At 45.6% G+C, this 24,630-nt stretch carries 23 protein-coding genes and 1 other annotated feature; of the genes, 19 read left to right on the top strand and 4 right to left on the bottom strand.

Annotated elements, in window-relative coordinates; all coding sequences use genetic code 11:
- Positions 1-41 precede the first annotated feature (41 nt).
- The 5 genes from GT575_RS13775 to GT575_RS13755 all read left to right on the top strand — a co-directional run bounded on the left by GT575_RS13775 (position 42) and on the right by GT575_RS13755 (position 6,001).
- On the top strand, positions 42-2,708 hold the full coding sequence (locus GT575_RS13775) for a cation-translocating P-type ATPase (RefSeq protein WP_161172231.1): 2,667 nt from the start codon (positions 42-44) through the stop codon (positions 2,706-2,708).
- Positions 2,709-2,710: 2 nt separating this feature from the next.
- The gene (locus GT575_RS13770) at positions 2,711-3,772 is read left to right on the top strand and encodes an inorganic phosphate transporter (RefSeq protein ID WP_015534212.1); all 1,062 of its coding nucleotides are present in this window, start codon (positions 2,711-2,713) and stop codon (positions 3,770-3,772) included.
- A gap of 240 nt (positions 3,773-4,012) precedes the next feature.
- Complete coding sequence (locus GT575_RS13765; RefSeq protein ID WP_015534211.1) at positions 4,013-4,633, top strand: DUF47 domain-containing protein; 621 nt, start codon at positions 4,013-4,015, stop codon at positions 4,631-4,633.
- 314 nt (positions 4,634-4,947) lie between these two features.
- The gene (locus GT575_RS13760; protein ID WP_022216747.1) at positions 4,948-5,316 is read left to right on the top strand and encodes a CidA/LrgA family protein; all 369 of its coding nucleotides are present in this window, start codon (positions 4,948-4,950) and stop codon (positions 5,314-5,316) included.
- The gene (locus GT575_RS13755; RefSeq protein ID WP_015534210.1) at positions 5,309-6,001 is read left to right on the top strand and encodes an LrgB family protein; all 693 of its coding nucleotides are present in this window, start codon (positions 5,309-5,311) and stop codon (positions 5,999-6,001) included. The genes GT575_RS13760 and GT575_RS13755 overlap by 8 nt, the downstream gene beginning before the upstream one ends.
- Before the next feature lie 19 nt (positions 6,002-6,020).
- On the opposite strand, the gene GT575_RS13750 is transcribed toward GT575_RS13755, so the two are convergent.
- The gene (locus GT575_RS13750; RefSeq protein ID WP_015534209.1) at positions 6,021-6,614 is read right to left on the bottom strand and encodes a helix-turn-helix domain-containing protein; all 594 of its coding nucleotides are present in this window, start codon (positions 6,612-6,614) and stop codon (positions 6,021-6,023) included.
- 205 nt (positions 6,615-6,819) lie between these two features.
- Between GT575_RS13750 and GT575_RS13745 the strand changes: the two genes are divergently transcribed.
- The gene (locus tag GT575_RS13745) at positions 6,820-7,590 is read left to right on the top strand and encodes an iron-containing alcohol dehydrogenase (protein WP_330375695.1); all 771 of its coding nucleotides are present in this window, start codon (positions 6,820-6,822) and stop codon (positions 7,588-7,590) included.
- Positions 7,591-7,650: 60 nt separating this feature from the next.
- On the opposite strand, the gene GT575_RS13740 is transcribed toward GT575_RS13745, so the two are convergent.
- Positions 7,651-8,169 carry a type III toxin-antitoxin system ToxN/AbiQ family toxin gene (locus GT575_RS13740; RefSeq protein WP_118649377.1) on the bottom strand — a complete coding sequence of 173 codons (519 nt, stop codon included), beginning with the start codon at positions 8,167-8,169 and terminating at the stop codon, positions 7,651-7,653.
- Positions 8,170-8,525: 356 nt separating this feature from the next.
- Here GT575_RS13740 and GT575_RS13735 point away from each other — a divergent pair, with 356 nt between their 5' ends.
- Entirely contained in the window at positions 8,526-9,197 is a 672-nt protein-coding gene (locus tag GT575_RS13735) for a YoaK family protein (RefSeq protein WP_055224431.1), read from the top strand.
- A 147-nt stretch (positions 9,198-9,344) separates the two neighbouring features.
- On the opposite strand, the gene GT575_RS13730 is transcribed toward GT575_RS13735, so the two are convergent.
- Positions 9,345-10,817, bottom strand: a complete 1,473-nt coding sequence (locus tag GT575_RS13730) for a DUF1846 domain-containing protein (protein ID WP_015534206.1) — start codon at positions 10,815-10,817, stop codon at positions 9,345-9,347.
- Between the two features lie 287 nt (positions 10,818-11,104).
- Between GT575_RS13730 and GT575_RS13725 the strand changes: the two genes are divergently transcribed.
- The 6 genes from GT575_RS13725 (at position 11,105) to GT575_RS13700 (ending at position 15,141) form a co-directional block, all read left to right on the top strand.
- Entirely contained in the window at positions 11,105-11,581 is a 477-nt protein-coding gene (locus GT575_RS13725) for a methylglyoxal synthase (RefSeq protein WP_015534205.1), read from the top strand.
- 190 nt (positions 11,582-11,771) lie between these two features.
- Positions 11,772-11,909: a hypothetical protein gene (locus GT575_RS13720; protein ID WP_015534204.1), complete on the top strand. Its 138-nt coding sequence runs from the start codon at positions 11,772-11,774 to the stop codon at positions 11,907-11,909.
- A 132-nt stretch (positions 11,910-12,041) separates the two neighbouring features.
- Positions 12,042-12,977, top strand: coding sequence for a DUF4097 family beta strand repeat-containing protein (locus GT575_RS13715; protein ID WP_161172230.1), 936 nt, complete (start codon positions 12,042-12,044; stop codon positions 12,975-12,977).
- 26 nt (positions 12,978-13,003) lie between these two features.
- Positions 13,004-13,534 carry a GNAT family N-acetyltransferase gene (locus GT575_RS13710; protein ID WP_055147780.1) on the top strand — a complete coding sequence of 177 codons (531 nt, stop codon included), beginning with the start codon at positions 13,004-13,006 and terminating at the stop codon, positions 13,532-13,534.
- A 295-nt stretch (positions 13,535-13,829) separates the two neighbouring features.
- The gene (locus tag GT575_RS13705; protein WP_161172242.1) at positions 13,830-14,366 is read left to right on the top strand and encodes a TIGR01440 family protein; all 537 of its coding nucleotides are present in this window, start codon (positions 13,830-13,832) and stop codon (positions 14,364-14,366) included.
- 28 nt (positions 14,367-14,394) lie between these two features.
- Positions 14,395-15,141: an HAD family hydrolase gene (locus GT575_RS13700; RefSeq protein ID WP_158564600.1), complete on the top strand. Its 747-nt coding sequence runs from the start codon at positions 14,395-14,397 to the stop codon at positions 15,139-15,141.
- A 78-nt stretch (positions 15,142-15,219) separates the two neighbouring features.
- Here GT575_RS13700 and panD read toward each other — a convergent pair whose 3' ends face one another.
- Entirely contained in the window at positions 15,220-15,606 is a 387-nt protein-coding gene (gene panD, locus GT575_RS13695; RefSeq protein ID WP_015534201.1) for an aspartate 1-decarboxylase, read from the bottom strand.
- 163 nt (positions 15,607-15,769) lie between these two features.
- On the opposite strand from panD, the gene GT575_RS13690 reads away from it, so the two are divergent.
- From GT575_RS13690 to rpoB, 6 genes are all read left to right on the top strand, one after another.
- On the top strand, positions 15,770-17,518 hold the full coding sequence (locus GT575_RS13690; RefSeq protein ID WP_161172229.1) for an alpha/beta hydrolase fold domain-containing protein: 1,749 nt from the start codon (positions 15,770-15,772) through the stop codon (positions 17,516-17,518).
- A gap of 55 nt (positions 17,519-17,573) precedes the next feature.
- Positions 17,574-18,539, top strand: a complete 966-nt coding sequence (locus GT575_RS13685) for a glycoside hydrolase family 25 protein (RefSeq protein ID WP_055147774.1) — start codon at positions 17,574-17,576, stop codon at positions 18,537-18,539.
- Between the two features lie 82 nt (positions 18,540-18,621).
- Positions 18,622-19,155 (top strand): N-acetylmuramoyl-L-alanine amidase family protein, encoded by a 534-nt coding sequence (locus tag GT575_RS13680; protein ID WP_161172228.1) that lies wholly within the window; start codon positions 18,622-18,624, stop codon positions 19,153-19,155.
- Between the two features lie 84 nt (positions 19,156-19,239).
- Positions 19,240-19,377 (top strand) — a sequence feature (ribosomal protein L10 leader region).
- A gap of 36 nt (positions 19,378-19,413) precedes the next feature.
- Complete coding sequence (gene rplJ, locus GT575_RS13675) at positions 19,414-19,902, top strand: 50S ribosomal protein L10 (RefSeq protein WP_015534197.1); 489 nt, start codon at positions 19,414-19,416, stop codon at positions 19,900-19,902.
- Positions 19,903-20,068: 166 nt separating this feature from the next.
- A complete protein-coding gene (gene rplL, locus GT575_RS13670) occupies positions 20,069-20,437 on the top strand; it encodes a 50S ribosomal protein L7/L12 (protein ID WP_015534196.1) in 369 nt (122 codons plus the stop codon).
- Between the two features lie 287 nt (positions 20,438-20,724).
- Positions 20,725-24,627, top strand: coding sequence for a DNA-directed RNA polymerase subunit beta (gene rpoB, locus GT575_RS13665; protein WP_022216760.1), 3,903 nt, complete (start codon positions 20,725-20,727; stop codon positions 24,625-24,627).
- Positions 24,628-24,630: the final 3 nt, after the last annotated feature.

The raw sequence follows: 24,630 nt of genomic DNA, 5'->3' as shown, positions 1-24,630 counted from the left end.
ACCTGTTTACAGAGATTAAGAAGAAAAGGAGTCTGGTGTGTATGACAGAGAAAAATTTTTGGAACTGTTCCGGTGATGAATTACTAAAAGAATTCAAGACAGACAGCCGCGGACTGTCGACGGAGCGGGCAGAGGAGATCCGCAGTGAAAAGGGAGAAAATGTTCTCCAGGAAGGCAAGAGAAAGAGCACATTACAGGTGTTCCTCAGCCAGTTTTGTGACCTGCTGGTGATCATACTGATCATAGCAGCGGTCATTTCTATGTTTTCTGACAATATCGAGAGTACCATAGTAATCTTGGCGGTACTCGTCATGAATGCTGTGCTTGGAACGGTGCAGCATGTGAAAGCCGAGCGTTCGCTTGACAGTTTGAAACAGCTTTCATCCCCAAATGCAAAAGTTATGAGAGATGGTGTGAAGCAGGAGCTTCCGTCCCGCGAGATAGTTCCGGGTGATATCGTGCTGCTCGAGGCGGGCGATATGATAGTTGCCGATGGAAGGATACTCAGGAACTTCTCACTCCAGGTAAATGAGAGTTCACTCACCGGAGAATCTACAAATGTGGAAAAGAATGATGCAATAATAGAAGGTTCCGTGCCTCTTGCAGACAGGACAAATATGGTGTATTCAGGAAGTCTTGTTACATACGGACGAGCAGAGGTGCTTGTGACCGGAACAGGAATGGATACGGAGCTCGGTAAGATCGCAGGACTTATGAATGCGGCAAAGGAGAGAAAGACTCCGCTTCAGGAGAGTCTTGACAAGTTCAGTGCAAGGCTTGCGGCATTCATCATGATCGTGTGCGCGCTGGTATTTGTCCTCTGTATATACAGGAAGATGGCGGTGCTTGATTCCATGATGTTCGCAGTCGCCCTTGCAGTTGCAGCTATACCTGAGGCTCTTGGTTCGATAGTTACCATCGTGCAGGCATTTGGCACCCAGAAGATGGCGAAGGAGAATGCGATCATCAAGAACCTCAAGGCGGTTGAAAGTCTTGGATGCGTGTCAGTCATCTGTTCAGACAAGACCGGAACACTTACACAGAACAAGATGACCGTGCAGGAGATATATCTGGATGGAAAACTTTACAAGCCGGAGGAGCTTGATTCCCATAACCAGCTCCACAGGTATCTGCTATATGATGCGGTTCTCACCAATGATTCCAGCATAGTGGATGGAAAAGGAATAGGAGATCCGACGGAATATGCATTGCTTGAGATGTTCCGTCAGGTCCACATGATGCCAGGCATGGAGACGGATGGTACAGGTATCTCTGTTCCTGCGGAGGCTGTAAAATGGAGTCTGAAGGAGGATGTACTCAGGGACTGCATGGACAGAATGGAGGAGGTTCCGTTCGACTCGGACAGAAAGCTTATGAGTACAAAGTATCTGCTTCATGGGGTTCCGACCATACTCACCAAGGGTGCTGTGGATGTGCTGCTTGACAGATGCGTGAGCGTGAGATACAGCGATGGCGTAAAGCCTATGACAGATGAAGAAAAAGCGAAGATCAAGGCTCAGAACAAGGCATTCTCAGAGAATGGCCTCCGTGTACTGTCATTTGCATATAAGGAAAGTGATGAGGTACTGGGAGTTGATACTGAGTATGGATTTACATTCCTTGGACTTGTGTCCATGGTGGATCCGCCACGCCCGGAGTCTATGGCAGCGGTTGCCGATGCAAGGCGTGCGGGCATAAAGCCGGTCATGATAACCGGAGACCACAAGATCACAGCGGTTGCCATAGCGAAGCAGATCGGAATATACGAAGATGGGGACATGGCACTCACGGGAGAGGAGCTTGACGCTCTGTCTGATGAGGAGCTTGCACGTGACATAACAAAGATATCTGTATATGCCAGGGTGTCACCGGAGAATAAGATAAGGATAGTCGATGCATGGCAGAAGAACGGCAATATAGTAGCCATGACAGGCGATGGTGTCAATGATGCCCCTGCACTCAAGAAGGCAGACATAGGTGTTGCCATGGGAATAACCGGCACGGAGGTGTCCAAGGACGCGGCGGCCATGATCCTCTCAGATGACAACTTTGCAACCATCATCAAGGCTGTGTCAAATGGACGAAATGTATACAGGAACATAAAGAATGCGATACTGTTCCTGCTGTCAGGAAACACAGCTGGAATACTGGCGGTGCTTTACACCTCGATAGCCGCCCTGCCTGTTCCGTTTGCACCGGTACATCTGTTGTTCATCAACCTACTCACAGATTCTCTTCCTGCGCTCGCGATAGGAATGGAGCCGGCTGACCCATCGCTGCTATCAGAAAAACCGAGGGATCCTAAGAAGGGAATCCTGACATCTGACTTTATGGCAAAGATGCTCTCGGAGGGCCTTCTCATCGCTGTAGCGACCATGACAGCATTCCATCTTGGACTGCCGGTGAGTCCGGCAAAAGCCACTACCATGGCATTTGCAACACTGACACTCGCCAGACTGTTCCACGGTTTTAACTGCAGAAGTGAGGAGTCGATGTTTAAGCTTGGATTTAGATCAAATAAATACAGCGTATATGCATTTTTAGCCGGAGTGGCATTTCTGGCTGCGGTCCTGTTCATACCGGGACTTCACAGTCTGTTCAGCGTGGTAAGTCTTGGAGCGGCGGATGTGCTGAAGATAGCGGGACTTGCATTTACACCAACTGCGATAATACAGATCATTAAGGCCATACAGGATAATAGGAGATAGACATGCTGGAGAATATTACATTTTCATATTTTGCAGAGCAGGTTGTGAGCCATCCGGCGCTTTTGATCGCCGTCCTGCTGACACTTGGAGTAATTCTGGTAAATGGATGGACGGATGCACCAAATGCCATAGCGACGTGTGTGTCTACCAGATGTATAGATGTGGATAAGGCGATAATTATGGCGGCTGCCTGCAATTTCCTTGGGGTGCTTATCATGTCGCTTGTCAATTCAAAGGTAGCCATGACTATCAAGAACATGGTGAATTTCGGCGGTGACACAGACTCAGCTATGATCGCTCTGTGTGCGGCAATGACGGCGATCGTAATATGGGCAATCGGTGCATGGGCATTTGGCATACCAACAAGTGAGAGCCATGCACTGATAGCCGGACTTACGGGCGCAGCCATAGCACTTCAGGGAGGACTGGACGGTGTAAATCCTTCAGAGTGGATAAAAGTAATATATGGTCTTGTGCTGTCAACCGTTCTCGGATTCGCAGTCGGATTTGTGGTGTGCAAGCTGCTCGCGGTTATCTGTTACCGCTTTGACAGAAGAAAGACAAATGCTTTCTTCTCAAAAGCACAGGTGGCCGGCTCGGCGGCGGTGGCATTCATGCACGGAGCCCAGGACGGTCAGAAGTTCCTGGGAGTTCTCCTGCTTGGGCTGTTTCTCGTAAATGGACAGAGCAGTGCAGAAAATGTAATGATACCAATATGGATGATGATACTTTGCTCGGTTGTCATGGGACTTGGAACATCAATTGGAGGAAAGAAGATCATCAAGTCTGTTGGAATGGATATGGTAAAGCTTGAGAAATACCAGGGATTTGCGGCTGATCTGTCGGCGGCACTCTGTATCCTGCTCTCGACGGTATGTGGAATCCCGGTCAGCACCACCCATGTGAAGACGACAGCCATCATGGGCGTGGGTGCTGAGAAGAGGGCATCTGCGATTAACCTCAAGGTGGTGCGTGATATGGTGCTCGCCTGGGTGCTCACATTCCCTGGCTGCGGTGTCATAGGATATGGCATGGCAAAGCTGCTGATCGTGTGGCTGGGGTAGTTTGTAGGTGGTTGAAAATGCAGGCTGAGAAGTGCAAGTGATATTTTGACATACCAATCAGGGGTCGTTCCCACTTAACTTAGCCTGCAGCGGTACTAAGGTGCCGCTTGAGGCTCCACCTAAGGACCGGCGGCTGCGTATTCCCCTGATTTGGTAATGCAAAAATCACTTACACGATTGCAGCGTATGAGTTTTTCAACCACCTACAAACACAGAGTTTTTATTATAAGGAGAAAAACTATGAAGAAGAAAAAGGACGAGTTTTATTTTAAAAATCTGAATACATGTGTGGAGATCTCGTATCAGGCTGCGGAGTTTCTGAAGAACGTAGTTGTGGATTTTTCGGTGGACACCATCAAGGAAAATCTTGATCGTATGCATGAGCTTGAGCAGAAGGCCGATGGCAAGAAACATAAGATGATGACTGTGCTCAGTCAGGCGTTCATAACACCGATTGAACGGGAGGATCTGGTTGCCCTGTCTAACTATCTGGATGATATTACCGATGCTGTTGAGGATGTGTTCCTACAGATTTATATGTGCAATGTGGATACTATCAGAGAGGATGTACCCCAGATGGTAGAACTGCTCCTCGAGTGCATCAAGGCACTGCAGGATGTGATCGGAGAATTGAAGAGATTCAAAAGTTCAAAGACCATTGGGCAGAGCATAATCAGGGTAAATGATCTTGAGGAGCAGGGAGACAGATTGTATGTGGAGAATATGCACAGACTGTACGGTGAGAGTGACCTTAGGACTGTGGTCGTGTGGAAAAACATATATGCCTGCATAGAGAACTGTATGGATGTGTGCGAGCATGCGGCGGATATTGTGAACACAGTGATCATGAAAAATTCATAGGATGAGATTCCTGCAAAAAATAATAGTCAATAGAAATATTTACGAAATATTTTCAGATTGAATTAAAAAATTTGTTATATTTATCAAAAATTAGAAAAAGCAGAATATTCTATTGAATAAAATTAGAGTGAGAATATAATAATCAAAGGGTTAAAGGGTGGTTTGAATATACAGAGTAATTATATCTGTGTATCGAACCTCCTTTTTTGTGAAAAAGGCCCGACATGCGGAGGCTGTATACAGGCATGTATACCAAAGTTATGAATCATTGCTCCATATGTGCATGATAAATATATAGAAGGAAGACAAAAAAGATGAAATATTTGAAGCAGTTTCTTATAATCCTCGCCATATCCTTTATCGGTGAGATACTTAAGTACATAGTTCCACTACCAATTCCGGCGAGTATATATGGTATGGTTATCATGTTTATCTGCCTACAGACCAAGATCCTCAAGCTGGACGATGTGAAGAGTGTGGGCAAGTTTCTCATAGAGATCATGCCGGTCATGTTCATACCAGCTGGTGTGGGCCTTATGTCGTCGTGGGGAACGCTTAAGCCTGTGCTTGTGCCAGTCAGCGTCATAACGGTGGTCGTCATCATCACGGTCATGCTTGCTTCAGGCTGGGTATCACAGCTTATAATAAGGAGAGACAAGAAGAAGGAGACTGAAAATGAGTGATATGTTTGAATCGTCCATATTTGCAGGGGTGACTATAAGCCTTCTGGCATATATGTTTGGAAGTGTACTTAAAAAGAAACTTAAGATAGCTATACTTAACCCACTGCTGGTGTCCATCATAGTGACTATAGTGGTGCTGGTTGTGGCTGATGTGGATTACGATGTGTACAATGAAGGCGCAAAGTATCTGAGCTGGTTCCTCACACCGGCTACAGTGTGTCTTGCAATCCCACTCTATGAGCAGTGGGAGCTTTTAAAGCACAATTATAAGGCTGTGCTCGGCGGTATAGTTGCCGGAGTTATAACGAGTCTGACTACAGTCCTTGTGTTGTGCAAGGTCATGGGACTTTCCCATAAAGATTATGTGACACTTCTTCCGAAGTCCATAACCACAGCTATCGGAATGGGTGTTTCGGAAGAGCTTGGCGGATATGTGACCATCACGGTTGCAGTCATAGTTGTGACCGGAGTGATCGGCAATATAATCGGAGAGATCGTGTTCAAGATATTCCGTATCAAAGAACCTATATCAAAGGGACTTGCCCTGGGATCATCAGCCCATGCCATCGGAACTGCCAAGGCGATGGAGATCGGCGAGGTTGAGGGAGCCATGAGCAGTCTGTCGATTGCAGTTACGGGAATACTTACGGTTATACTTGCATCGGTGTATGCACATTTTATGTAATAGATATAATTGGAGAGAGTTATACTTTTCGTATCTCTCTGAGCTTATATGCAGCCATGAGCTGGAATCTGACCTCCGCATTGGAGAGATCATATTCCAGCTCTTCTTTTATTATCCGGAGCCTGTAATTTATCGTATTCCTGTGGCAGAACATTTTCTCAGAGATGTGCTGAACACTGCCGCTGCACTTAAGATATTCGTACAGAGTGTCCGTCAGAGCTGAGTGATGGGTTTTGTCGTACTCTATGACCCCACCGAGCTGCTCTGCGATGTCACTGCATTTGTCTGCGATGGATCCAGAGGAAGGGCACCTCAGGATAACTGTCGGACTGCCATCATATACAAATGCATGAAAGACAAGATCTGTATTGTTGCAGACCTTCTGCAGGATATACATGAAATCATCTGTTGCTTCTGTATCGATGGACAGAACGTTGTAGCAGCCATTGTTGAATCCGGAGCCTCTTAGTGTGTCAGTCTGCTCGTCGGTCAGAGAATTCCCCATGAGAATATTCTGGAATGCTGCGGTCATGTTGCCATCATCCCTGGAGTCTTCAAATATCCTGTTGTAGTAGTCGTGGGTTATATCAAATATCCTTGTGTCCCATGGCATGGTGAACAGCGGGAACGAATATAGGTGACACAGCCTGACGATCTCATCGGTTATGTCCTCCTCAAATATATATCTGCCGGTATTCAGAATAAGTCCGCAGGTTCCCCTCCGTTCAAGAATGTGGATGTGGATATATCCTCTGATATGTATACCCAGCTTACGATGTTCTCCATTCCCTTTCCGCCGGATATCAGGTTGAGGTTGTATTTTCGCTTGGGTCAGCGATACGGCACTTCCGCTTGTGCTTATTCCTACAACCTGTGGAACAGGTTCAGAGGGAAATGGATTTGCGGTTCTCACCAATCCGGAAAATGGCGACAAGAAGTCGCTCAGATGCAATGCCATCGTGGCAAAGGTATCCATCGTGGATCCGGATTGCATGAAGACCATGCCAAAGCATGTGCTTGCGGCAGTTGGATTTGATGCACTGTGCCACTGCATGGAGGCATACACATCAAAGATCTCGCAGCCATTTACAGATGCGCTTGCACTGTATGCGATCGATCTTATCGCCCACAATCTTGTGGATGTATATAAGGGCAGAGGAACCCAGGAGAGCTGGGAGAAGATAACACTGGCCAGCACCATAGGCGGTATGGTCATCAACACAGCCGGAGTCACATTGGCTCACGGAATGGAGCATCCAGCCAGCGGACTTAAGGATATAGTTCACGGCAAGGGACTTGCAGCTCTGACACCAGTTATCATCGAGGCATCCTACAAGGAAGATCACTTCAAGTTCGCGAAGATCGCCAGAATATTTGGAGGTATCACGGCGGATGATCTGGCACCGAAGATCAGAACTCTTCTGAAGAATCTTGATCTTGACGTCAAGCTTTCAGACCTCGGCATAGAGGAGAAGGATATTCCTTGGATGGCTGAGAACTGTATGAAGGTTTCGGCAGCCAGCATAGCTAACAACCCTGTGGTATTCACACAGGAGGAGATCGCTGAGATATATAAGAAGGCAATGTAAATTGTAATATAAAGGATAGCAAACCGCTGCAGCCGGATGGGTTTCCGACTGTGGCGGTTTTTATTGTGAATTATAGTGCTTGCATATCTTTTCTAATTCTGCGAAGTTTAAGCAATCATGCCTTCGTTTAAAATATTCGCCGGACATGTATTTGTTGTAAAGAACGTTGGCTTTGTTGACTATTTTGTCGTAATTTTCATTACACCATTGGAGCTCCTGCCTGTAGAGTTGCTTTCTTTTGGCAATTTCAGAGGTATCGTGCTTTCTTATTTTGGTATCTATTCTTGATAATTGGGATGTTTCAACTGGAATCATTCTGCTGAAATTGAGAGCGGCGATGATTTTGCTATTTATAATAATTCGAGAAAAATCAATCCTATCAGACATGTTTTCGTGTTTTGGTTTGAAGGATGTTAATGGTATACAATATTTTTGACCATTACAAGTGACTATAATTCCGATATATGGTCGAGTATGTTTAGCTAGTTGTGGACTTGAGTTGTATATTCTGTCATCTTTGGCGTGTAGATTGCGGATATATTTCATATCTATCCAATATAATTTTAATTCGTGTTTCAATATGCCTCCTTATAAAATGTAAAAGGACTATGCGTACATAGTCCTTTTTATAGTTCACCTGAAAGGTGACGCTATTCTGCTGAATGTCCACTTATATAATTGGCAGGACTCTCCATATGACTATAGAATAGCATAGAACCAGCATTTGTCAAGTTGTGTAAGTATAATAATTTGTTATGGTAAAAAATGCAATAACAGCCAAGGATATTTAACAGAATGTTTATAAAAGAATACATATTGTAAAATAAAGAATTTGTGTTATCTTGTTTAATTGGATTGCAGTTTGTATCAGGGAACTACCTACTGCATGAGACAGACTGCAAATATTAAATATAGATAGAAAAGAGACGATGCGTATGCTAAGAAAGAACAGAGAACTCAGACAGACATCCGAAACATTCCTGCTCAGTGCGATACTTGCGCTTTCGGGGGGATTTCAGGATGCATATACATACAATGCCAGAGATGAGGTGTTCTCCAACGCCCAGACAGGAAATGTGGTTCTCATGAGCCAGCATCTTATGATGGGAGATTTTAAGATTGCATTGAGATACCTTTTTCCGTTGATCGCATTTGCACTTGGCGTGCTGGTGGCGGAGAGGATAAGCCATAGATACAAGAATGCATCCCGCATACATTGGAGACAGATAGTTGTGCTGGTGGAGATCGTGATATTGTTTGCGGTTGGATTCATACCGGTGAGGTTCAATCTGCTCGCCACGATGCTTGTGTCATTTGCCTGCTCCATGCAGGTTCAGACTTTCAGAAAGGTAAATGGCTACGGCTATGCCAGCACGATGTGTATAGGAAATCTCCGAAGCGGAACGGAGAGTCTGTCGGTATACCTCAGGGACAAAGAGCCTGGGGCACTCAGAAAGGCCATGCACTATTATGGAATCATCATCATATTCGCACTTGGCGCCGGAGCTGGCGGCGTGTGCACGCTGCATCTGGGGTTCAAGTCGATCTGGATATCCAGTGCACTTCTTATGGTGGCACATCTCATGATGTATAAGGAGAAGAGATAACGCACTGTTTTTATCTGAAGAGTAGCTGGATGTTCAAAATATCACAAAATTATCGCTAAACAGCAAAAAAGCGGCAGAAAGATACAATTTTAAATTATTTTGTATCTTTCTGCCGTTTTTTCATAAAAATGCGAAAATATTATGCGCTTACATCCTACCCTCATACACCGCTTCGTTCGTGAACTCGATTCCAAGCTTCTTGAATGTGTTCATATCAACCGCCGACAGTATGGCAGATGTGTGAAGCTGGCATCCGGCAAGCTTTGGAAGCTGCTGCAGAGCAAGCTTGGCATTTGGATCTGATACTGCACACATGGACAGGGCGATGAGAACCTCGTCTGTGTGGAGTCTTGGATTCTTGCTGCCAAGGTACTGAGTCTTGAGCTTCTGTATAGGCTCGATAAATGTTCTTGAAATCAGGTGTGTCTTCTTGTCGATGCCGCCAAGTATCTTGATGGCATTCAGGAGGACTGCTGATGAAGGTCCGAGAAGGTCTGAGGTAGAACCTGTGACGATGGTTCCGTCTGGCAGCTCAAGTGCAGCGGCAGCAGAACCGGTCTCCTCGGCAAGCTTGTTAGCAACAGGGACAACGGCGCGGTCATCCACGGTGATCTTTGCCTGCTTCATGATGAGTTCTTGCTTGTAGACCTCATCCTTTGTAGCCTCGTCTCTGACAAATCTGTTCACGGACTGATAATATCTTCTGATGATCTCCTGCTTTGAAGCCTCCTGACAAGCCTCGTCGTCAACGATGCAGTTTCCTGCCATGTTGACACCCATGTCTGTAGGTGACTTGTATGGGCAGTGTCCGTAGATTCCCTCGAACATAGCCGCAAGGACAGGGTAGATCTCTATATCACGGTTGTAGTTGACTGTGGTCTCACCGTATGCTTCCAGATGGAACGGATCGATCATATTCACATCGTTGAGGTCGGCAGTTGCAGCCTCGTATGCCAGGTTTACAGGGTGCTTGAGAGGAATATTCCAGATAGGGAATGTCTCAAACTTTGCATAGCCAGCCTTCACACCGCGCTTATTCTCATGGTAGAGCTGGGAGAGGCATGTAGCCATCTTGCCGCTTCCAGGGCCAGGTGCTGTGACGATGACGAGAGGTCTGGTAGTCTCAACATACTCGTTCTTGCCGTATCCCTCATCACTGACGATCTTTTCTACGTTGTTTGGATATCCGTCGATTGAATAGTGGTGGTAAACCTTGATCCCTATTGCTTCAAGCTTCTTCTGGAAAACATCCGCAGAAGACTGTCCAGCGTATCTGGTGATTACCACACTGCTCACATACAGTCCCTTTTCTTTGTATACGCCTATAAGTCTGATGACATCCTGATCGTAAGTGATGCCGAGATCGTGTCTGATCTTGTTGCGCTCTATGTCGGCAGCATTTATAGATATGATCATCTCAGCCTGGTCTGCAAGCTGGAGAAGCATCTGAAGCTTACTGTCCGGAGCGAATCCTGGAAGGACTCTGGATGCGTGATAGTCGTCGAATAACTTTCCACCAAATTCCAGATACAGCTTGTCTCCGAACTGTCCGATCCTCTCTCTGATATGCTCAGACTGCATGGACAGATATTTGTCATTGTCAAAGCCAATTTTTCTCATCTTGTGAATCTCCTTAAACTATAATTGAACAGACATATGGTTTTGTCTGTGTATCTCTTTATGAAATAATGTAATAAGTAAGAATACTTAAATTTATAAAGCGTCCTATAAGAGAATACCACACAGATGGGAGAAAAAACAGAGGAAAGTTCGGCAAAATTGCAAATGTAATAATGCAGTAAATTTTTTCTGTATTATAGTGTTTTATATTGAAAATGATGGATGGATTGGGTAGAGTAAGGGTATGGGAGTAATGCTCGCAAATAGCAGGAACAGGAGGTACAGACATGAGTGCAGATTACATCACAATGACCATACCAAAGCAGAAGAGAATAGCTCTTATCGCCCATGATGCGAAGAAGGAAGAACTCATCAAATGGTGCGAGGACAACAGGAACATATTGAGCCGGCATGAGCTGTGCGGAACGGGAACCACAGCCCGCATGATAACAGACAGGACAAATCTTCAGGTGAAGGGCTACAACAGCGGTCCGCTTGGAGGAGACCAGCAGATAGGTGCGAAGATTGTTGAGGGAAGGATAGATTTCGTGGTTTTCTTCTCGGATCCCCTGACCGCAGCTCCACACGATCCGGATGTGAAGGCTCTGCTCCGTATCGCTCAGGTGTACGACATACCGATGGCGAACAACAAAGCCACAGCGGACTTTATGATCCAGTCCAAGCTGATGGATGAGCCATACGACCATAAGGTCATCAACTTCCAGAAGAATATCGACAACAGGGCGAACACGCTGGGGAAATAATTGTATAGTGATAATGAAGTCTAAGGATCCACAGGATATCTGGCAAATGTCAGCCGACCTGTGGATTTTTTCTATTTTAGGCAGAGATAGTGGAGGGGCCTGGTTCCATCGGCGGTATAATTTTTCCAGAATGTTGTCAAAAAAATTATGTGAATAAAAGGAGCGGCTTATGAGAAGGATGAAATGATTTATGGCATTTGCACTGTCGGCGGCTATGATGCTGACCTCGGTGAATATGCCGGAAGTGACCGCTTGGGCACAGGATACCGGCAAGGTGACATATTATTCAACATGGAGTGCTGCAAAAAATACTGTGGTTAAGAAATAATGAACCACATGGCACTGGATATATAGAATTATAGAGTTACAACACGCGGATGTATTGCAGGATTTGCAATACATCCGTTTTGTATATATAATGGGTTGGATGTAAAACATATTTGTATTGAGGTAAATGCATTTGAAAGTTGCAAAATGGATCATGCGGGCCATAGTTGTTCTGGTGGTCGGAGTCATGCTGACTGCGGTGATCATATCCGCCGGGCTTGGAAGACAGGCGCGTATGACGATGAAAGAAGAAAAAAAGGCAAAAGCGAAAAACTCTTACACAGAAAAAGAGATGATCATAACTGAGAAGTTCCGGGACATTAACATACAGGTGGCAGACGACATGGATGTGAAACTGGTGGAATCCGACGATGACAAATGTCACGTCACATATTTCGATTCGCCCGACGTCATACATTCCGTGATGGTGCAGGATGATGCGCTTGTCATGACCTGTGCCGACAACAGGACATTTGGCTCAGACATGGGCTTTGGAGACGATCCTTATGTCGTGGTGAGTATACCGGAGGGAGAGTATGGAGATATATCCATGACCTCGAAGACGGGAACTCTGGTGTCCAGTGTGCAGATATCCTGTGGGACATTTGAAGTAACTGAGGTGAATGGCGGAGCGTATCTGTCCAATATAACCGCAGAAAATGTAAATGTCGTCACAGATTCCGGTGAGGTCACCATGGCTTCTGTGGATGCGGACAGTGTGAAGGTGAATGGCAGCAGCGGCGACTTTTCGATAATGAACGTCCACGGCGACAATGTCATAATATCCGCGGGCAAGGGTTTGCTTGAGGGGTATAATATAAAGGCGGCAAAGGTTGGACAGTTCATGACATCTTCAGGAGATATAAATGTAGATGCGTGCGATGGACATATGCTCTGGTTTGCGACGGAGAGTGGTAACGTGGATATATCATTCTTGTCGGAGAAACGTTTCCTTGTGAACAGCAAGAGCGGAGAGGTGGACATACCTGAGCCCCATATGGCAAATGAAAACAAGTGCATTGTCGATACCACATCGGGCGATGTTCAGATAAAATATGTTGACAGATAGGACGACTGAGCTTAGAAGGTTATAATATGGAATTAAAATTTGTTGATATTGATGATTATAGAAAACAGGTAAAGCACCTGTTCGTGACTGCGTTCCCAAGGGAAGAAAGACCTCCTATGTGGATGCTCACCAGAAGATGCAGACAGGGAAAGGCGAGGTTTCGTGCGGTTGTGGACTCGGGCAGATTTGTCGGACTGACATATGTGATAGGTGATGACAGGGTGAAAACGCTCATGTTCCTTGCGATAGATGAATCGGCAAGAGATGGTGGATACGGCTCTGCAATATTAAAAAAGGTGAGAGCAGAGTATCCGGATCAGAAGCTGTTTCTGAATATCGAGCCCCTTGATGAGAATGCGCCGAATTACGACCAGAGGTGCCGGAGAAAGGCGTTCTACGAGCGCAATGGCCTGTCCTGCCTGGATTACCAGGTCAGAGAAGCCGGTGTTACATATGAGATGATGACCTACGGAGAGTACGTGACACGGGACGAATACGAAGAGGTTATGAGAGTTATGTATGGCTCTCTTCTATATAAGATAATAAAGCGCATGTAAATGTAAATGTAAATGTACAGGAAAGGAGATCTGTGACATGGCAAAGATGGTGAAGATAATAAAAAAGAAAGATGAATACTCAATGGAATATGAAGTGGGCGATGTGCTCAAGGTGGACAGCACATGGTACGGCGGCGTGACTGTGCTCGGCAAGACCGGTGTGCCGGTGTCCATAGATAAGGATGAATATGAGGAGGTTCAGGATATTTCTGAGCCGGAGAAAGCTGAACCTACGAGCATTGAGGAAGGACTCAGACCTGCGGGACAGGGCGTTTCAACAGAAGCCTTTGACCATTTGAAGGAGATCAAAGATGAGGTCCGCGGCGCAGTGAAGGATCTTCTTGCAGTTGCGGGACTTGAACCCGGCGATGCACTGGTGGTCGGCTGCTCATCCAGCGAAGTTGCAAATATGAGGATAGGCTCATTCTCCAGTGAGGAGATCGGCAAATGTATAGCGGGAGCAATACTCGATGAACTCAAAGACACAGGTGTCTACATGGCGGCGCAGTGCTGTGAACATCTGAACAGGGCAATAATAGTTGAGAAGGAATATGCAAAGGCGAACAGGATACCGATAGTCAATGTTGTGCCACAGCTCAAGGCGGGTGGTTCATTTGCCACAGCGGCATACGCAGATATGAAGGAGCCAGTGGCTATCGAGGCTATACAGGCACAGGCAGGCATTGATATAGGAGATACTCTCATAGGCATGCATCTTGCGCCGGTGGCCGTTCCGGTCAGATCTGAGCACAGCATGGTTGGAAGTGCACATGTGGTTATGGCGAGAACCCGTGCAAAATACATTGGCGGTGCGAGAGCCTGCTATCGCTAAAAAATAAAGAATTACCCGGAGGTATGACGTGTACGACAATATTATATTTGACTTATATGGAACATTGATAGACATTCACACTGATGAGGAGGACATCGCTGTGTGGAAACATATGTGTGAGTTCTATGCGCAGCACGGAGTGAAATACAATCCGGCAGGACTCAGATCAAGGTACAAGAGACAGATCAGACGCGCAGAACAGGCCATGGCAAAGAAGAGGTTCAAATTCCCTGAGATACAGATACTTGAGGTATTTGAGCAGCTCACGTTGAAAAAAGATCAGACACCGTCCGACTGTGCAGAGCTGACAGTGGCTGCGGCTCAGGAGTTCCGCAAGGCGTCTACAGGATATATAAGACTGTATGACGGCGTGACGGATATGCTCGAACAGCTCAAGCAGGCCGGAAAGAAATTATACGTCCTGTCAAATGCACAGAGAGTTTTCACCTTCCCTGAGGTTCAATCACTTGGCATAGAGGGATATTTTACAGATATATCGCTCTCTTCGGATTTCGGTGCAATGAAGCCGGATGCAGCGTTCTATCAGCAGCTCCTGGACAGAAATCATATCAATCCGAACAGATCCATAATGGTGGGAAATGACGCGGTATGTGATGTGCTGGCGGCGAAGCAGGTCGGACTCCACACCTGTTATGTACACTCCAATATATCCCCGGTGGATGATGCTGACAGAGACATAAAAGCAGATATAATTATGGATGAGGTAAATGTGCCGGAGATGTGCAGACTTATCCTTGAGGATGCCGACAGATAAGACCGGTCATATCCGAATATAAAAAAGAACTATTCGTCTTTAGTTAAAACGAATAGTTCTTTTTATTCTATATATGATCTAGCTGAAAAGCTCTCCGTGCTTCTCGTAATCGGTAATACGTGAGATGGAGTTGTCATCATTTACAAATACGACCTTAGGCGTGTGCTCCTTTGCCTCCTCAGGTGTCATTGATGCGTAGCACATGAGAATGATGTGATCTCCGACCTGGACCTGACGGGCAGCAGCACCGTTGAGGCACATAACTCCTGATCCCGGCTCTCCTGCTATGGTGTATGTCTCGAAACGATTACCATTTTCTATGTCAACAATCTGTACTAATTCATACTCAAGGATTCCGGCGGCCTTTAAAAGCTCAGAATCTACAGTTATACTGCCTACGTAATTGAGCTCAGCCTGAGTTACAACTGCGCGGTGTATCTTACTCTTTAACATCGTAATATTCATAAGATTTGCCTTTCTATGCTGTATGCATCCTGTTTACCGCAATTATAATATCATAAATTGACAATATTGCAACAGTAAATAAAATCATTTCTTGATTATATTATTGACATGTGCAAAAATAACTGAAAGAGAGTTGTAGACCGGACATTTGGAAAGGTGGACAATGGAGAGTCAGAATTACTTAACTATTGCAATAGAAAAGATGGGGCACGTCATGCTTGATGACAGGCATATGAAAGCCTCTGACATATATAAAACAGCGGTTAAGCTTCACAAAAAAGAGGATTATAATCCGCCTTCTTATAATGAAGATAAGTTTAAGGTCAGATCGGTGTTTGAGAAGGACGGACTGTGCTTTTATGTGATGCCTAAAGACGGCAGGGCGACGGAGTTCTTCATGTATATACACGGCGGAGGATTTGTGTCGAGGATAACACACAATGAATGGAAGTTTGTGTTCGACACGGTGGAGAGAACCGGCTATGGGGCGGTGGTTCCGATATACCCGCTTGCGCCGGAGCATTCGGTGACAGAGGCACTGGATATGCTTACGGGTGCGTATGACAAGCTATGTGACTCGGAGGATGTCCAGCGTCTGGTGCTTCTCGGACATTCATCCGGAGGCTGTCTGGCGTTATCGCTTGCCATACAGTTGTGGAAGAAGGGCAGGAGAAGACCGGACAAGCTCATACTGTGCTCCCCGGTTCTTGACACGGAATTTGAGGACACGGAGCTTGAACAGAAGATGAGTGACAAGAGCCGTTTTATGTACAGATATTACTACACGCCGGGGATAAAGCATTTCCTCTCTGCTTACTGGGTGAAGGATGCGGCGGGCAGGACGGATATGACAAGTCCCGTGTATTACGACATAACGGATATATGCGATGAGATGGATATATTCACGACAAATGACGACATGCTCAACTGCTATGCCAGAAGGCTGTATGATAACGCGAGCAGGACGAATATGAAGGTGCATTACTATCAGTATTATGCGGTGACACACGATTATCTCGAGCATCCCCTCATACCGGAGTGCAAGACCATCATGAAGAAGATCGCCGGCTGCATCAAGGGAGATTCGGATTTTGTACCTGCTGACATAGAGAATGACATCTGGTGCAGAGCGATGATGGCGGAGCGTTATCCAAAGTTATATGAGGACAACGAGGCCATAAAGCTCACGGACAAATTAGGCATCGAGCATAAGAAGAGGAATGCCAGATACACATTTTACGACAGGACAGTCATGATGGAGAGGCTGGTCGCTGTGGACGAGAGGGTTCGAAACTTCATAAACAGATATGCGGACGGAATTATCGTCAATGTCGGATGCGAACTGGATACCATGTTTTCCCGTGTGGATAACGGCCGTATAAAGTGGTACAATGTTGATCTCCCGGAGCGCATAGATATAAGAAGAAAATACATGGAGATCCGGGACAGAGAGGTCAACATAGGAAGTTCAATATTTGATTACGAATGGCTTGATGAAGTGCAGAAGCCTCAGGATGTGGCGATCCTGTTTGTTGTATACGATATGATGAGATATTTTGACAAGGACAAGCTGAAGTTGTTCCTGGATGCGATATGGAAGAAGTATCCGGGGGCTGAGGTTGTATTTGATGCCAAGAATTCGGTTGCAAAACATAGATGGAACAGAAGCGTGTTCATGGGTAAAAACAAAGGAACGATGCTGCGGGTGAGCATAGATAACTGCACAAGTCTTATGTATGACTGGAACATCAAGTACAAGATACTCTGTGATGAACCGATACTCAGAGAAGCGGATCTTGAGAGAATGTTCTCACACAGAGAGGCGAGAAGGTTCAGACATGCCATAAAGAAGAAGTATGACAAGGTCATACATTTGCGGCTTGGCACGGAACATTTCCTTGATAATATGTAATCAGTGTATGCGGACTAAGGCGGACTAAGCTAAGAAGGAAGAGACAGGTAGAGATATGGACACACAACAGATAAAGAAATTTACCAGAAACTGGTGCATACTGGTTGGATCGGTATGTCTTATTGCTGGAATTGTTATAGGAATATTTATAGGAAGATCGGGAGGATTTACCAACTCCAAGGCATCTCCGGGGCTTTCCTATGAATCGGGATATACGCTCGAGGATACGGAGATAACCAGTCTTATATATGACAATTACTGGAACTATATACCGACAGCGTACATCAATGTCGGAGAACTCGGCCCTGATGCGCTGCTGTACAAGATCAGCGACAAGGTGGAGAGAAACAATCTCGATGTTGAGAAGTTCTACACGGGCGACGATGGATATATGCATTACAGCGATGACAATATAAAGGACACACTGGTGGGTGTGGATCTGTCAACATTCCAGTCAGACATAGACTGGGAGACTCTGGCGAAGAACAAAGACATAGATTTTGTTATGCTCAGAGTGGGTTACAGAGGCTACACGCAGGGCGGACTGATGCTGGATTCAAGCTTTGAGGACAGCAAGGCGGCCGTCATCAAATACAAAATACCGACAGGGCTTTACTTCTTCACCCAGGCGATAACATATGACGAGGGTGTAGAGGAAGCGAATTTTGTCCTCAAACAGATAGGCAAGATGAACGTCAAGTATCCTATAGTTATCGACTCGGAGCTTATCGGCGACAGTGAGGCGAGAGGCGACAACGCATCGAATGATGAGAGAACGGATGGCATAGTCGGCTTCTGCGAGACGATAAAGGCGGCAGGCTACACGCCGATGATATATGCCAGCAGGAATATGTTCGCACAGTGCCTTGACATGGACAGACTCGGGGATTACGAGCTGTGGCTTGCACACTATGCAAATGTTCCTAATTTCCCATACAAATATACAGGATGGCAGTACACCGAGTCCGGAACCGTTGACGGTATATCCGGAGACGTGGATCTGGATCTCTGGTTCAAATAATAAACCTTGAATAAACGTGTTATCACAGCCTCGGTTGTTACATATTATAAATGGAATAAACAACCGGGGCTGGATGTTTTATATGGCAACAAAAATTATGATAGATGCCGGGCACGGCGGATATGACAACGGTGCATCGTATGAGGGCAGGCTTGAGAAAAACGATAACCTGAACCTGGCGCTGGCACTTGGGGATGAACTCACCCGCAGGGGATATGATGTGGTATACACCAGAACGGAGGATGTATACGATTCTCCGGTCCGCAAAGCACAGAAGGGAAATGAGAGCGGAGCAGATTATTTTATATCGCTTCACCGCAACTCTGCACCGGAGGCCAACAAGTACAGCGGAGTGCAGACCCTTGTCTACGATAAAAGCGGAGTGAAATACAATCTTGCACAGGAGATCAACAGCGAGCTTGAAAAGCTGGGCTTTCGAAATATAAATGTTGATGAGAGGCCGGGGCTGGCGGTGCTGCGCCGGACTGAAATGCCCGCAGTGCTCATAGAAACAGGCTTTATCAACAACGATTACGACAATTACCTGTATGATTACAATTTTGAAGCCATAGCAGACGCAATAGCAAATGCTGTGGATGAGACGATTGGCGCGTGAGCGTGAGCCTGGCAATAAACGGATTTGAGTCAGGCCGGGTAAAAAATAAAAAAAATGTTGACATTGCATTTGCAGTGTGTTACATTAAGCAACGATGAACTGCCGAAGACAGTAGGTGCCCTAGGGCGTAAGATGTTATATCACCTACCGAGGAAAGATATCGTTATTGAATTAACAATCTACTCTCAGGTCTTAGGGCTTTGAGAGTTTTTTTATATCTTGGAATGTGCAGTCATTAGTAAAATAAGGAGGCGCATTATGGCAAAGGTAGAGTTAAAGAAGCCAATAGTAGAAGAGATCAAGGCAAATCTTGAAGGCGCTGCTACTGCAGTAGTTGTAGACTATCGTGGTCTTACAGTTGAGCAGGATACACAGCTCCGTAAGAATTTAAGAGAAGCTGGTGTTGTATACAAGGTATACAAGAACACAATGGTTAACTTCGCTATCGAGGGAACAGAGTTCGAAGGCCTTAAGGGTTGTTTAGAGGGACCAACTGGTCTTGCAATCTGCAAGGATGACGCTACAGCGGCTGCAAGAGTTCTTGCAGACTTCGCAAAGAATGCCCCAGCTCTTGAGCTTAAGGGCGGCGTTGTAGAAGGTACATTCTACGATGCAGAAGGAATCCAGGTTATTGCAAAGATCCCTTCAAGAGACGCGCTTATTTCCAAGTTCCTTGGAAGTATCCAGTCACCTATCGCAAACTTCGCTCGTGTTATCAAGCAGATCGCAGAGCAGAAGGAGGCTTAATATTAAGCCTGATAGAACATCTGATGTATATATCGGCACTGCCGGGATCATATGCTGTCAGATATTCAACTGTCTATATCATGGACAAATGGTATCCGCATGATACGAGAATGATGTGCGGATGCATTACAAAATAACAAATTATATTATATGGAGGAAAAACATAATGACAACTCAGGAAATTATTGAAGTAATCAAAGGTTTATCAGTATTAGAGTTAAACGACTTAGTTAAGGCTTGTGAAGAGGAGTTCGGCGTATCAGCAGCAGCAGGTGTTGTAGTTGCAGCAGCAGGTGCAGACGGTGCAGCAGCAGCCGAGGAGAAGGATTCATTCAACGTAGAGCTTACAGAGGTTGGTCCTAACAAGGTTAAGGTTATCAAGGTTGTTCGTGAGCTTACAGGCTTAGGTCTTAAGGAAGCTAAGGACGCTGTAGATGGTGCTCCAAAGGTAATCAAGGAGGACGCTACTAAGGAAGAGGCTGAGGAAGCTAAGACAAAGCTCGAGGCTGAGGGCGCTAAGGTTACATTAAAGTAATTTGATCCTTATTTTATTATCAGACTTTATTCGGCCTGGCGGAGATGGATCTCATCCCGCCGGGCCGGTTTTTCTATACATCTTTTCTCAATTAATAAAAAAATCTAAAAAATTTCCAAAATATAGTTGACAAATATTGCATTTGCTGTTAGGATAGTAAACTGTCACTATTATGGCTTCGTGTGCATACACATCATAATATGGTGATAAATGGCTTTAAAACACTTATTTAAACTAAGGTTTGTCTTAAAAAGCATAAAAATAAATTCCAAGGGGTGAATGTGTCGATGGAAAAGAACAGAATTAGTCCTGTCAAGTCTGGAAAAGGCTACAGAATGAGCTACGCTAAGCAGAAGGACGTCCTGGAGATGCCTAACTTCATAGAGGTTCAGAAGAATTCATACAACTGGTTCTTAACTGACGGTCTGAAGGAAGCATTCAGGGATATTTCTCCTATCACTGATTACTCTGGACAGTATAGTCTTGAGTTCGTAGATTTTCAGTTCTGTAAAGATGACTTGAAGTACAGTATCGAGGAATGCAAGGAGAGAGATGCAACATATGCGGCGCCTCTCAGAGTCAAGGTCAGACTCAGAGTCGGAGATGCTAAGGAGATGTCAGATCATGAGATATTCATGGGTGATCTTCCTCTTATGACAGAGACAGGAACATTCGTTATCAATGGTGCAGAGCGAGTTATAGTAAGCCAGTTAGTGCGTTCACCTGGTATTTACTATGATATAACACATGATAAGGTTGGTAAGAAGCTGTATGCATGTACAGTAATTCCTAACAGAGGTGCATGGCTGGAGTATGAGACAGATTCCAACGATGTATTCTATGTTCGTGTGGATAGAACCAGAAAGGTACCTGTGACTGTTCTTATCCGTGCACTTGGTCTTGGAACAGATCAGGAGATCATAGATTTATTTGGCGAGGAGCCAAAGATCATGGAGAGTCTTAACAAGGATCCTGCGAAGTCATATGCAGAGGGCGTGGTAGAGCTTTACAAGAAGATCAGACCAGACGAGCCTTCAGTAGTTGAGAATGCAGAGAGCCTTATTAATGCTATGTTCTTTGATGCGAGAAGATACGATCTTGCAAAGGTTGGACGTTACAAGTTCAACAAGAAGCTTGCTCTCAAGGCTCGTATAGCAGGACATGTCCTTGCTGAGGATGCTATCGATCCTAGCACAGGAGAGGTTATCGCTGAAGCTGGAACAACAGTATCAGAGGAGCTTGCAGACACAATTCAGGATGCAGCAGTTCCTTATGTTATGATCCAGACAGAGGAGAGAAACGTTAAGGTTCTTTCTAATATGATGGTCAACATTGCCAACTATGTGGATTTTGATCCTGCTGAGCTTGGCATTGTGGAGAGAGTATATTATCCGGTTCTCGAGGGACTCCTCGAGGAGTATGGCGATGATACAGAGAAGCTCAAGGCTGCCATAGAGAGAGACATGTCAGACCTCGTACCAAAGCATATTACAAAGGAAGACATATTTGCTTCCATAAATTACAACATTCACCTCGAGTATGGCATTGGTAATGACGATGACATCGACCATCTGGGCAACAGACGTATCAGAGCGGTTGGAGAGCTTCTTCAGAACCAGTATAGAATCGGTCTTTCAAGACTTGAGAGAGTTGTAAGAGAGAGAATGACAACACAGGATGCTGAGTCTATCACACCTCAGTCCCTTATCAATATCAAGCCTGTAACGGCTGCTGTTAAGGAGTTCTTCGGAAGTTCACAGTTGTCACAGTTTATGGATCAGAATAACCCTCTGTCAGAGCTGACTCATAAGAGAAGACTTTCAGCCCTTGGCCCTGGTGGACTTTCACGAGACAGAGCCGGATTCGAGGTCCGAGATGTACACTATACACACTACGGTAGAATGTGTCCTATCGAGACACCTGAGGGTCCTAACATCGGACTTATCAACTCACTGGCTACATATGCGCGTATCAACGAGTATGGTTTCGTTGAGGCTCCATATAGAAAGCTTGATAAGACAGATCCTTCTAACCCTGTTGTTACAGATGAGGTTGTTTACCTTACAGCAGACGAGGAGGACAGATACAGAGTAGTACAGGCTAATGAGCCTATAGATGAGAATGGACACTTTGTCAAGAACAATGTATCAGGAAGATTCAGAGCTGATACAACCGAGTTCCCTAAGTCAAAGGTTGATCTCATGGATGTATCACCTAAGATGGTATTCTCAGTTGCTACATCGATGATCCCATTCCTTCAGAACGATGATGCTAACCGTGCCCTCATGGGATCAAACATGCAGCGTCAGGCGGTTCCTCTTATGATGACAGAGTCAGCAGTGGTTGGAACAGGTATGGAGGCAAAGGCCGCTGTAGATTCAGGTGTTTGCGTTGTTGCCAAGAGAGACGGTGTTGTAGAATATTCAAACAGCACAGAGGTCTGTGTAAGAGCAGATGAGGATGGAACAAAGGATGTATATCACATCATCAAGTTTGCACGAAGCAACCAGGGTAACTGTATGAACCAGAGACCTATCGTGTTCAAGGGTGACCACGTAAAGGCTGGAGAGGTTATCGCAGATGGCCCTTCAACATCTGGCGGAGAGATCGCACTTGGTAAGAACCCACTGATCGGTTTCATGACATGGGAAGGTTACAACTACGAGGATGCGGTTCTTCTCAGCGAGAGACTTGTACAGGATGATGTATACACATCAATTCATATAGAGAAATACGAGTGTGAGGCTCGTGATACCAAGCTTGGTAAGGAGGAGATCACAAGAGATCTTGCAGGTCTGTCAAATGATGTCCTCAAGGATCTTGATGAGAATGGTATCATCAGAATCGGCGCAGAGGTTCGTGCCGGTGATATCCTCGTTGGAAAGGTTACTCCAAAGGGAGAGACTGAGCTGACAGCAGAGGAGAGACTTCTTCGTGCCATCTTCGGTGAGAAGGCAAGAGAGGTAAGAGATACATCACTGAAGGTTCCACACGGAGCATTCGGTATTGTTATAGATGCAAAGGTATTTACACGTGCTGATGGAGACGATCTTCCGGCAGGCGTAGACAAGAAGGTCAGAGTATATATAGCACAGAAGAGAAAGATCCAGGTCGGAGATAAGATGGCTGGTCGTCATGGTAACAAGGGTGTAGTTTCACGAGTGCTCCCTGTTGAGGATATGCCATTCCTTCCAAACGGACGTCCTCTTGATATCGTGCTTAACCCACTGGGCGTTCCTTCACGAATGAACATCGGACAGGTCCTCGAGATCCATCTCGGACTTGCTTCACAGGTTCTTGGATTCAAGGTATCCACTCCTGTATTCAATGGTGCTACAGAGTTTGACATCATGGATACACTGGAGATGGCCAATGACTATGCAAATGGTACATGGGAAGACTTCGAGGCTAAGTACAAGGATACAGTAAAGCCTGAGGTTATGGATTACCTCTACACGAACAGAGACCACAGAGCAGAGTGGAAGGGCGTGCCTATCAACAGAACAGGTAAGGTTCAGCTCCGTGATGGTAGAACAGGTGAGAACTTTGATGCCCCTGTAACTATCGGTTACATGCATTACCTCAAGCTGCACCATCTGGTTGATGATAAGATCCATGCTCGTTCAACCGGTCCGTACTCACTGGTAACACAGCAGCCACTGGGTGGTAAAGCTCAGTTTGGTGGACAGCGTTTCGGAGAGATGGAGGTTTGGGCTCTTGAGGCTTATGGTGCTTCATACACACTGCAGGAGATTCTGACAGTTAAGTCTGATGATGTTGTAGGACGTGTTAAGACATATGAGGCTATTATCAAGGGCGACAATATACCAGCACCTGGTGTGCCTGAGTCATTCAAGGTACTTCTCAAGGAGTTCCAGGCTCTCGGACTTGATGTAAGAGTCGTAAGAGAGGAAGAGGACGAGGAAGGCAACAAGAAGATGGTTGAAGTTGATCTCAGCGAGACCATGGAAGCTTATGATTACAACACAAGTATCAAGAGACTTCTCAGCGACAGATCATCAGACAGAGACGATGATATGGATGAGAGCGATGCACCTGAGGTGTTCAGAGGCGATGACGCAGATGAGCTTCAGGCAAGCGGATTCTCAGAGGTTGATGAGAACGGCGATATAAGTGATATGGAAGACCTCGGCGATTCAGATTATATGGATAATAATGAGGAAGAATAAGAA

It is taken from the genome of Coprococcus sp. BIOML-A2, assembly GCF_009875795.1.
Taxonomy (GTDB): domain Bacteria; phylum Bacillota; class Clostridia; order Lachnospirales; family Lachnospiraceae; genus Coprococcus; species Coprococcus aceti.
This window is presented reverse-complemented; position numbering and strand designations above follow the sequence as displayed.

Bases quoted from the DNA above. Each gene is read 5' to 3' on its own strand.
- GT575_RS13750 (WP_015534209.1), bottom strand. From the start codon at position 6,614: ATGCCATGGGACACAAGGATATTTGATATAACCCACGACTACTACAAC.
- GT575_RS13680 (WP_161172228.1), top strand. From the start codon at position 18,622: ATGGCAACAAAAATTATGATAGATGCCGGGCACGGCGGATATGACAAC.
- panD (WP_015534201.1), bottom strand. From the start codon at position 15,606: ATGAATATTACGATGTTAAAGAGTAAGATACACCGCGCAGTTGTAACT.
- GT575_RS13725 (WP_015534205.1), top strand. From the start codon at position 11,105: ATGAGTGCAGATTACATCACAATGACCATACCAAAGCAGAAGAGAATA.
- GT575_RS13760 (WP_022216747.1), top strand. From the start codon at position 4,948: ATGAAATATTTGAAGCAGTTTCTTATAATCCTCGCCATATCCTTTATC.
- GT575_RS13690 (WP_161172229.1), top strand. From the start codon at position 15,770: ATGGAGAGTCAGAATTACTTAACTATTGCAATAGAAAAGATGGGGCAC.
- GT575_RS13710 (WP_055147780.1), top strand. From the start codon at position 13,004: ATGGAATTAAAATTTGTTGATATTGATGATTATAGAAAACAGGTAAAG.
- rpoB (WP_022216760.1), top strand. From the start codon at position 20,725: ATGGAAAAGAACAGAATTAGTCCTGTCAAGTCTGGAAAAGGCTACAGA.
- GT575_RS13720 (WP_015534204.1), top strand. From the start codon at position 11,772: ATGGCATTTGCACTGTCGGCGGCTATGATGCTGACCTCGGTGAATATG.
- GT575_RS13755 (WP_015534210.1), top strand. From the start codon at position 5,309: ATGAGTGATATGTTTGAATCGTCCATATTTGCAGGGGTGACTATAAGC.
- GT575_RS13775 (WP_161172231.1), top strand. From the start codon at position 42: ATGACAGAGAAAAATTTTTGGAACTGTTCCGGTGATGAATTACTAAAA.
- GT575_RS13735 (WP_055224431.1), top strand. From the start codon at position 8,526: ATGCTAAGAAAGAACAGAGAACTCAGACAGACATCCGAAACATTCCTG.
- GT575_RS13770 (WP_015534212.1), top strand. From the start codon at position 2,711: ATGCTGGAGAATATTACATTTTCATATTTTGCAGAGCAGGTTGTGAGC.
- rplJ (WP_015534197.1), top strand. From the start codon at position 19,414: ATGGCAAAGGTAGAGTTAAAGAAGCCAATAGTAGAAGAGATCAAGGCA.
- GT575_RS13765 (WP_015534211.1), top strand. From the start codon at position 4,013: ATGAAGAAGAAAAAGGACGAGTTTTATTTTAAAAATCTGAATACATGT.
- GT575_RS13730 (WP_015534206.1), bottom strand. From the start codon at position 10,817: ATGAGAAAAATTGGCTTTGACAATGACAAATATCTGTCCATGCAGTCT.
- rplL (WP_015534196.1), top strand. From the start codon at position 20,069: ATGACAACTCAGGAAATTATTGAAGTAATCAAAGGTTTATCAGTATTA.
- GT575_RS13685 (WP_055147774.1), top strand. From the start codon at position 17,574: ATGGACACACAACAGATAAAGAAATTTACCAGAAACTGGTGCATACTG.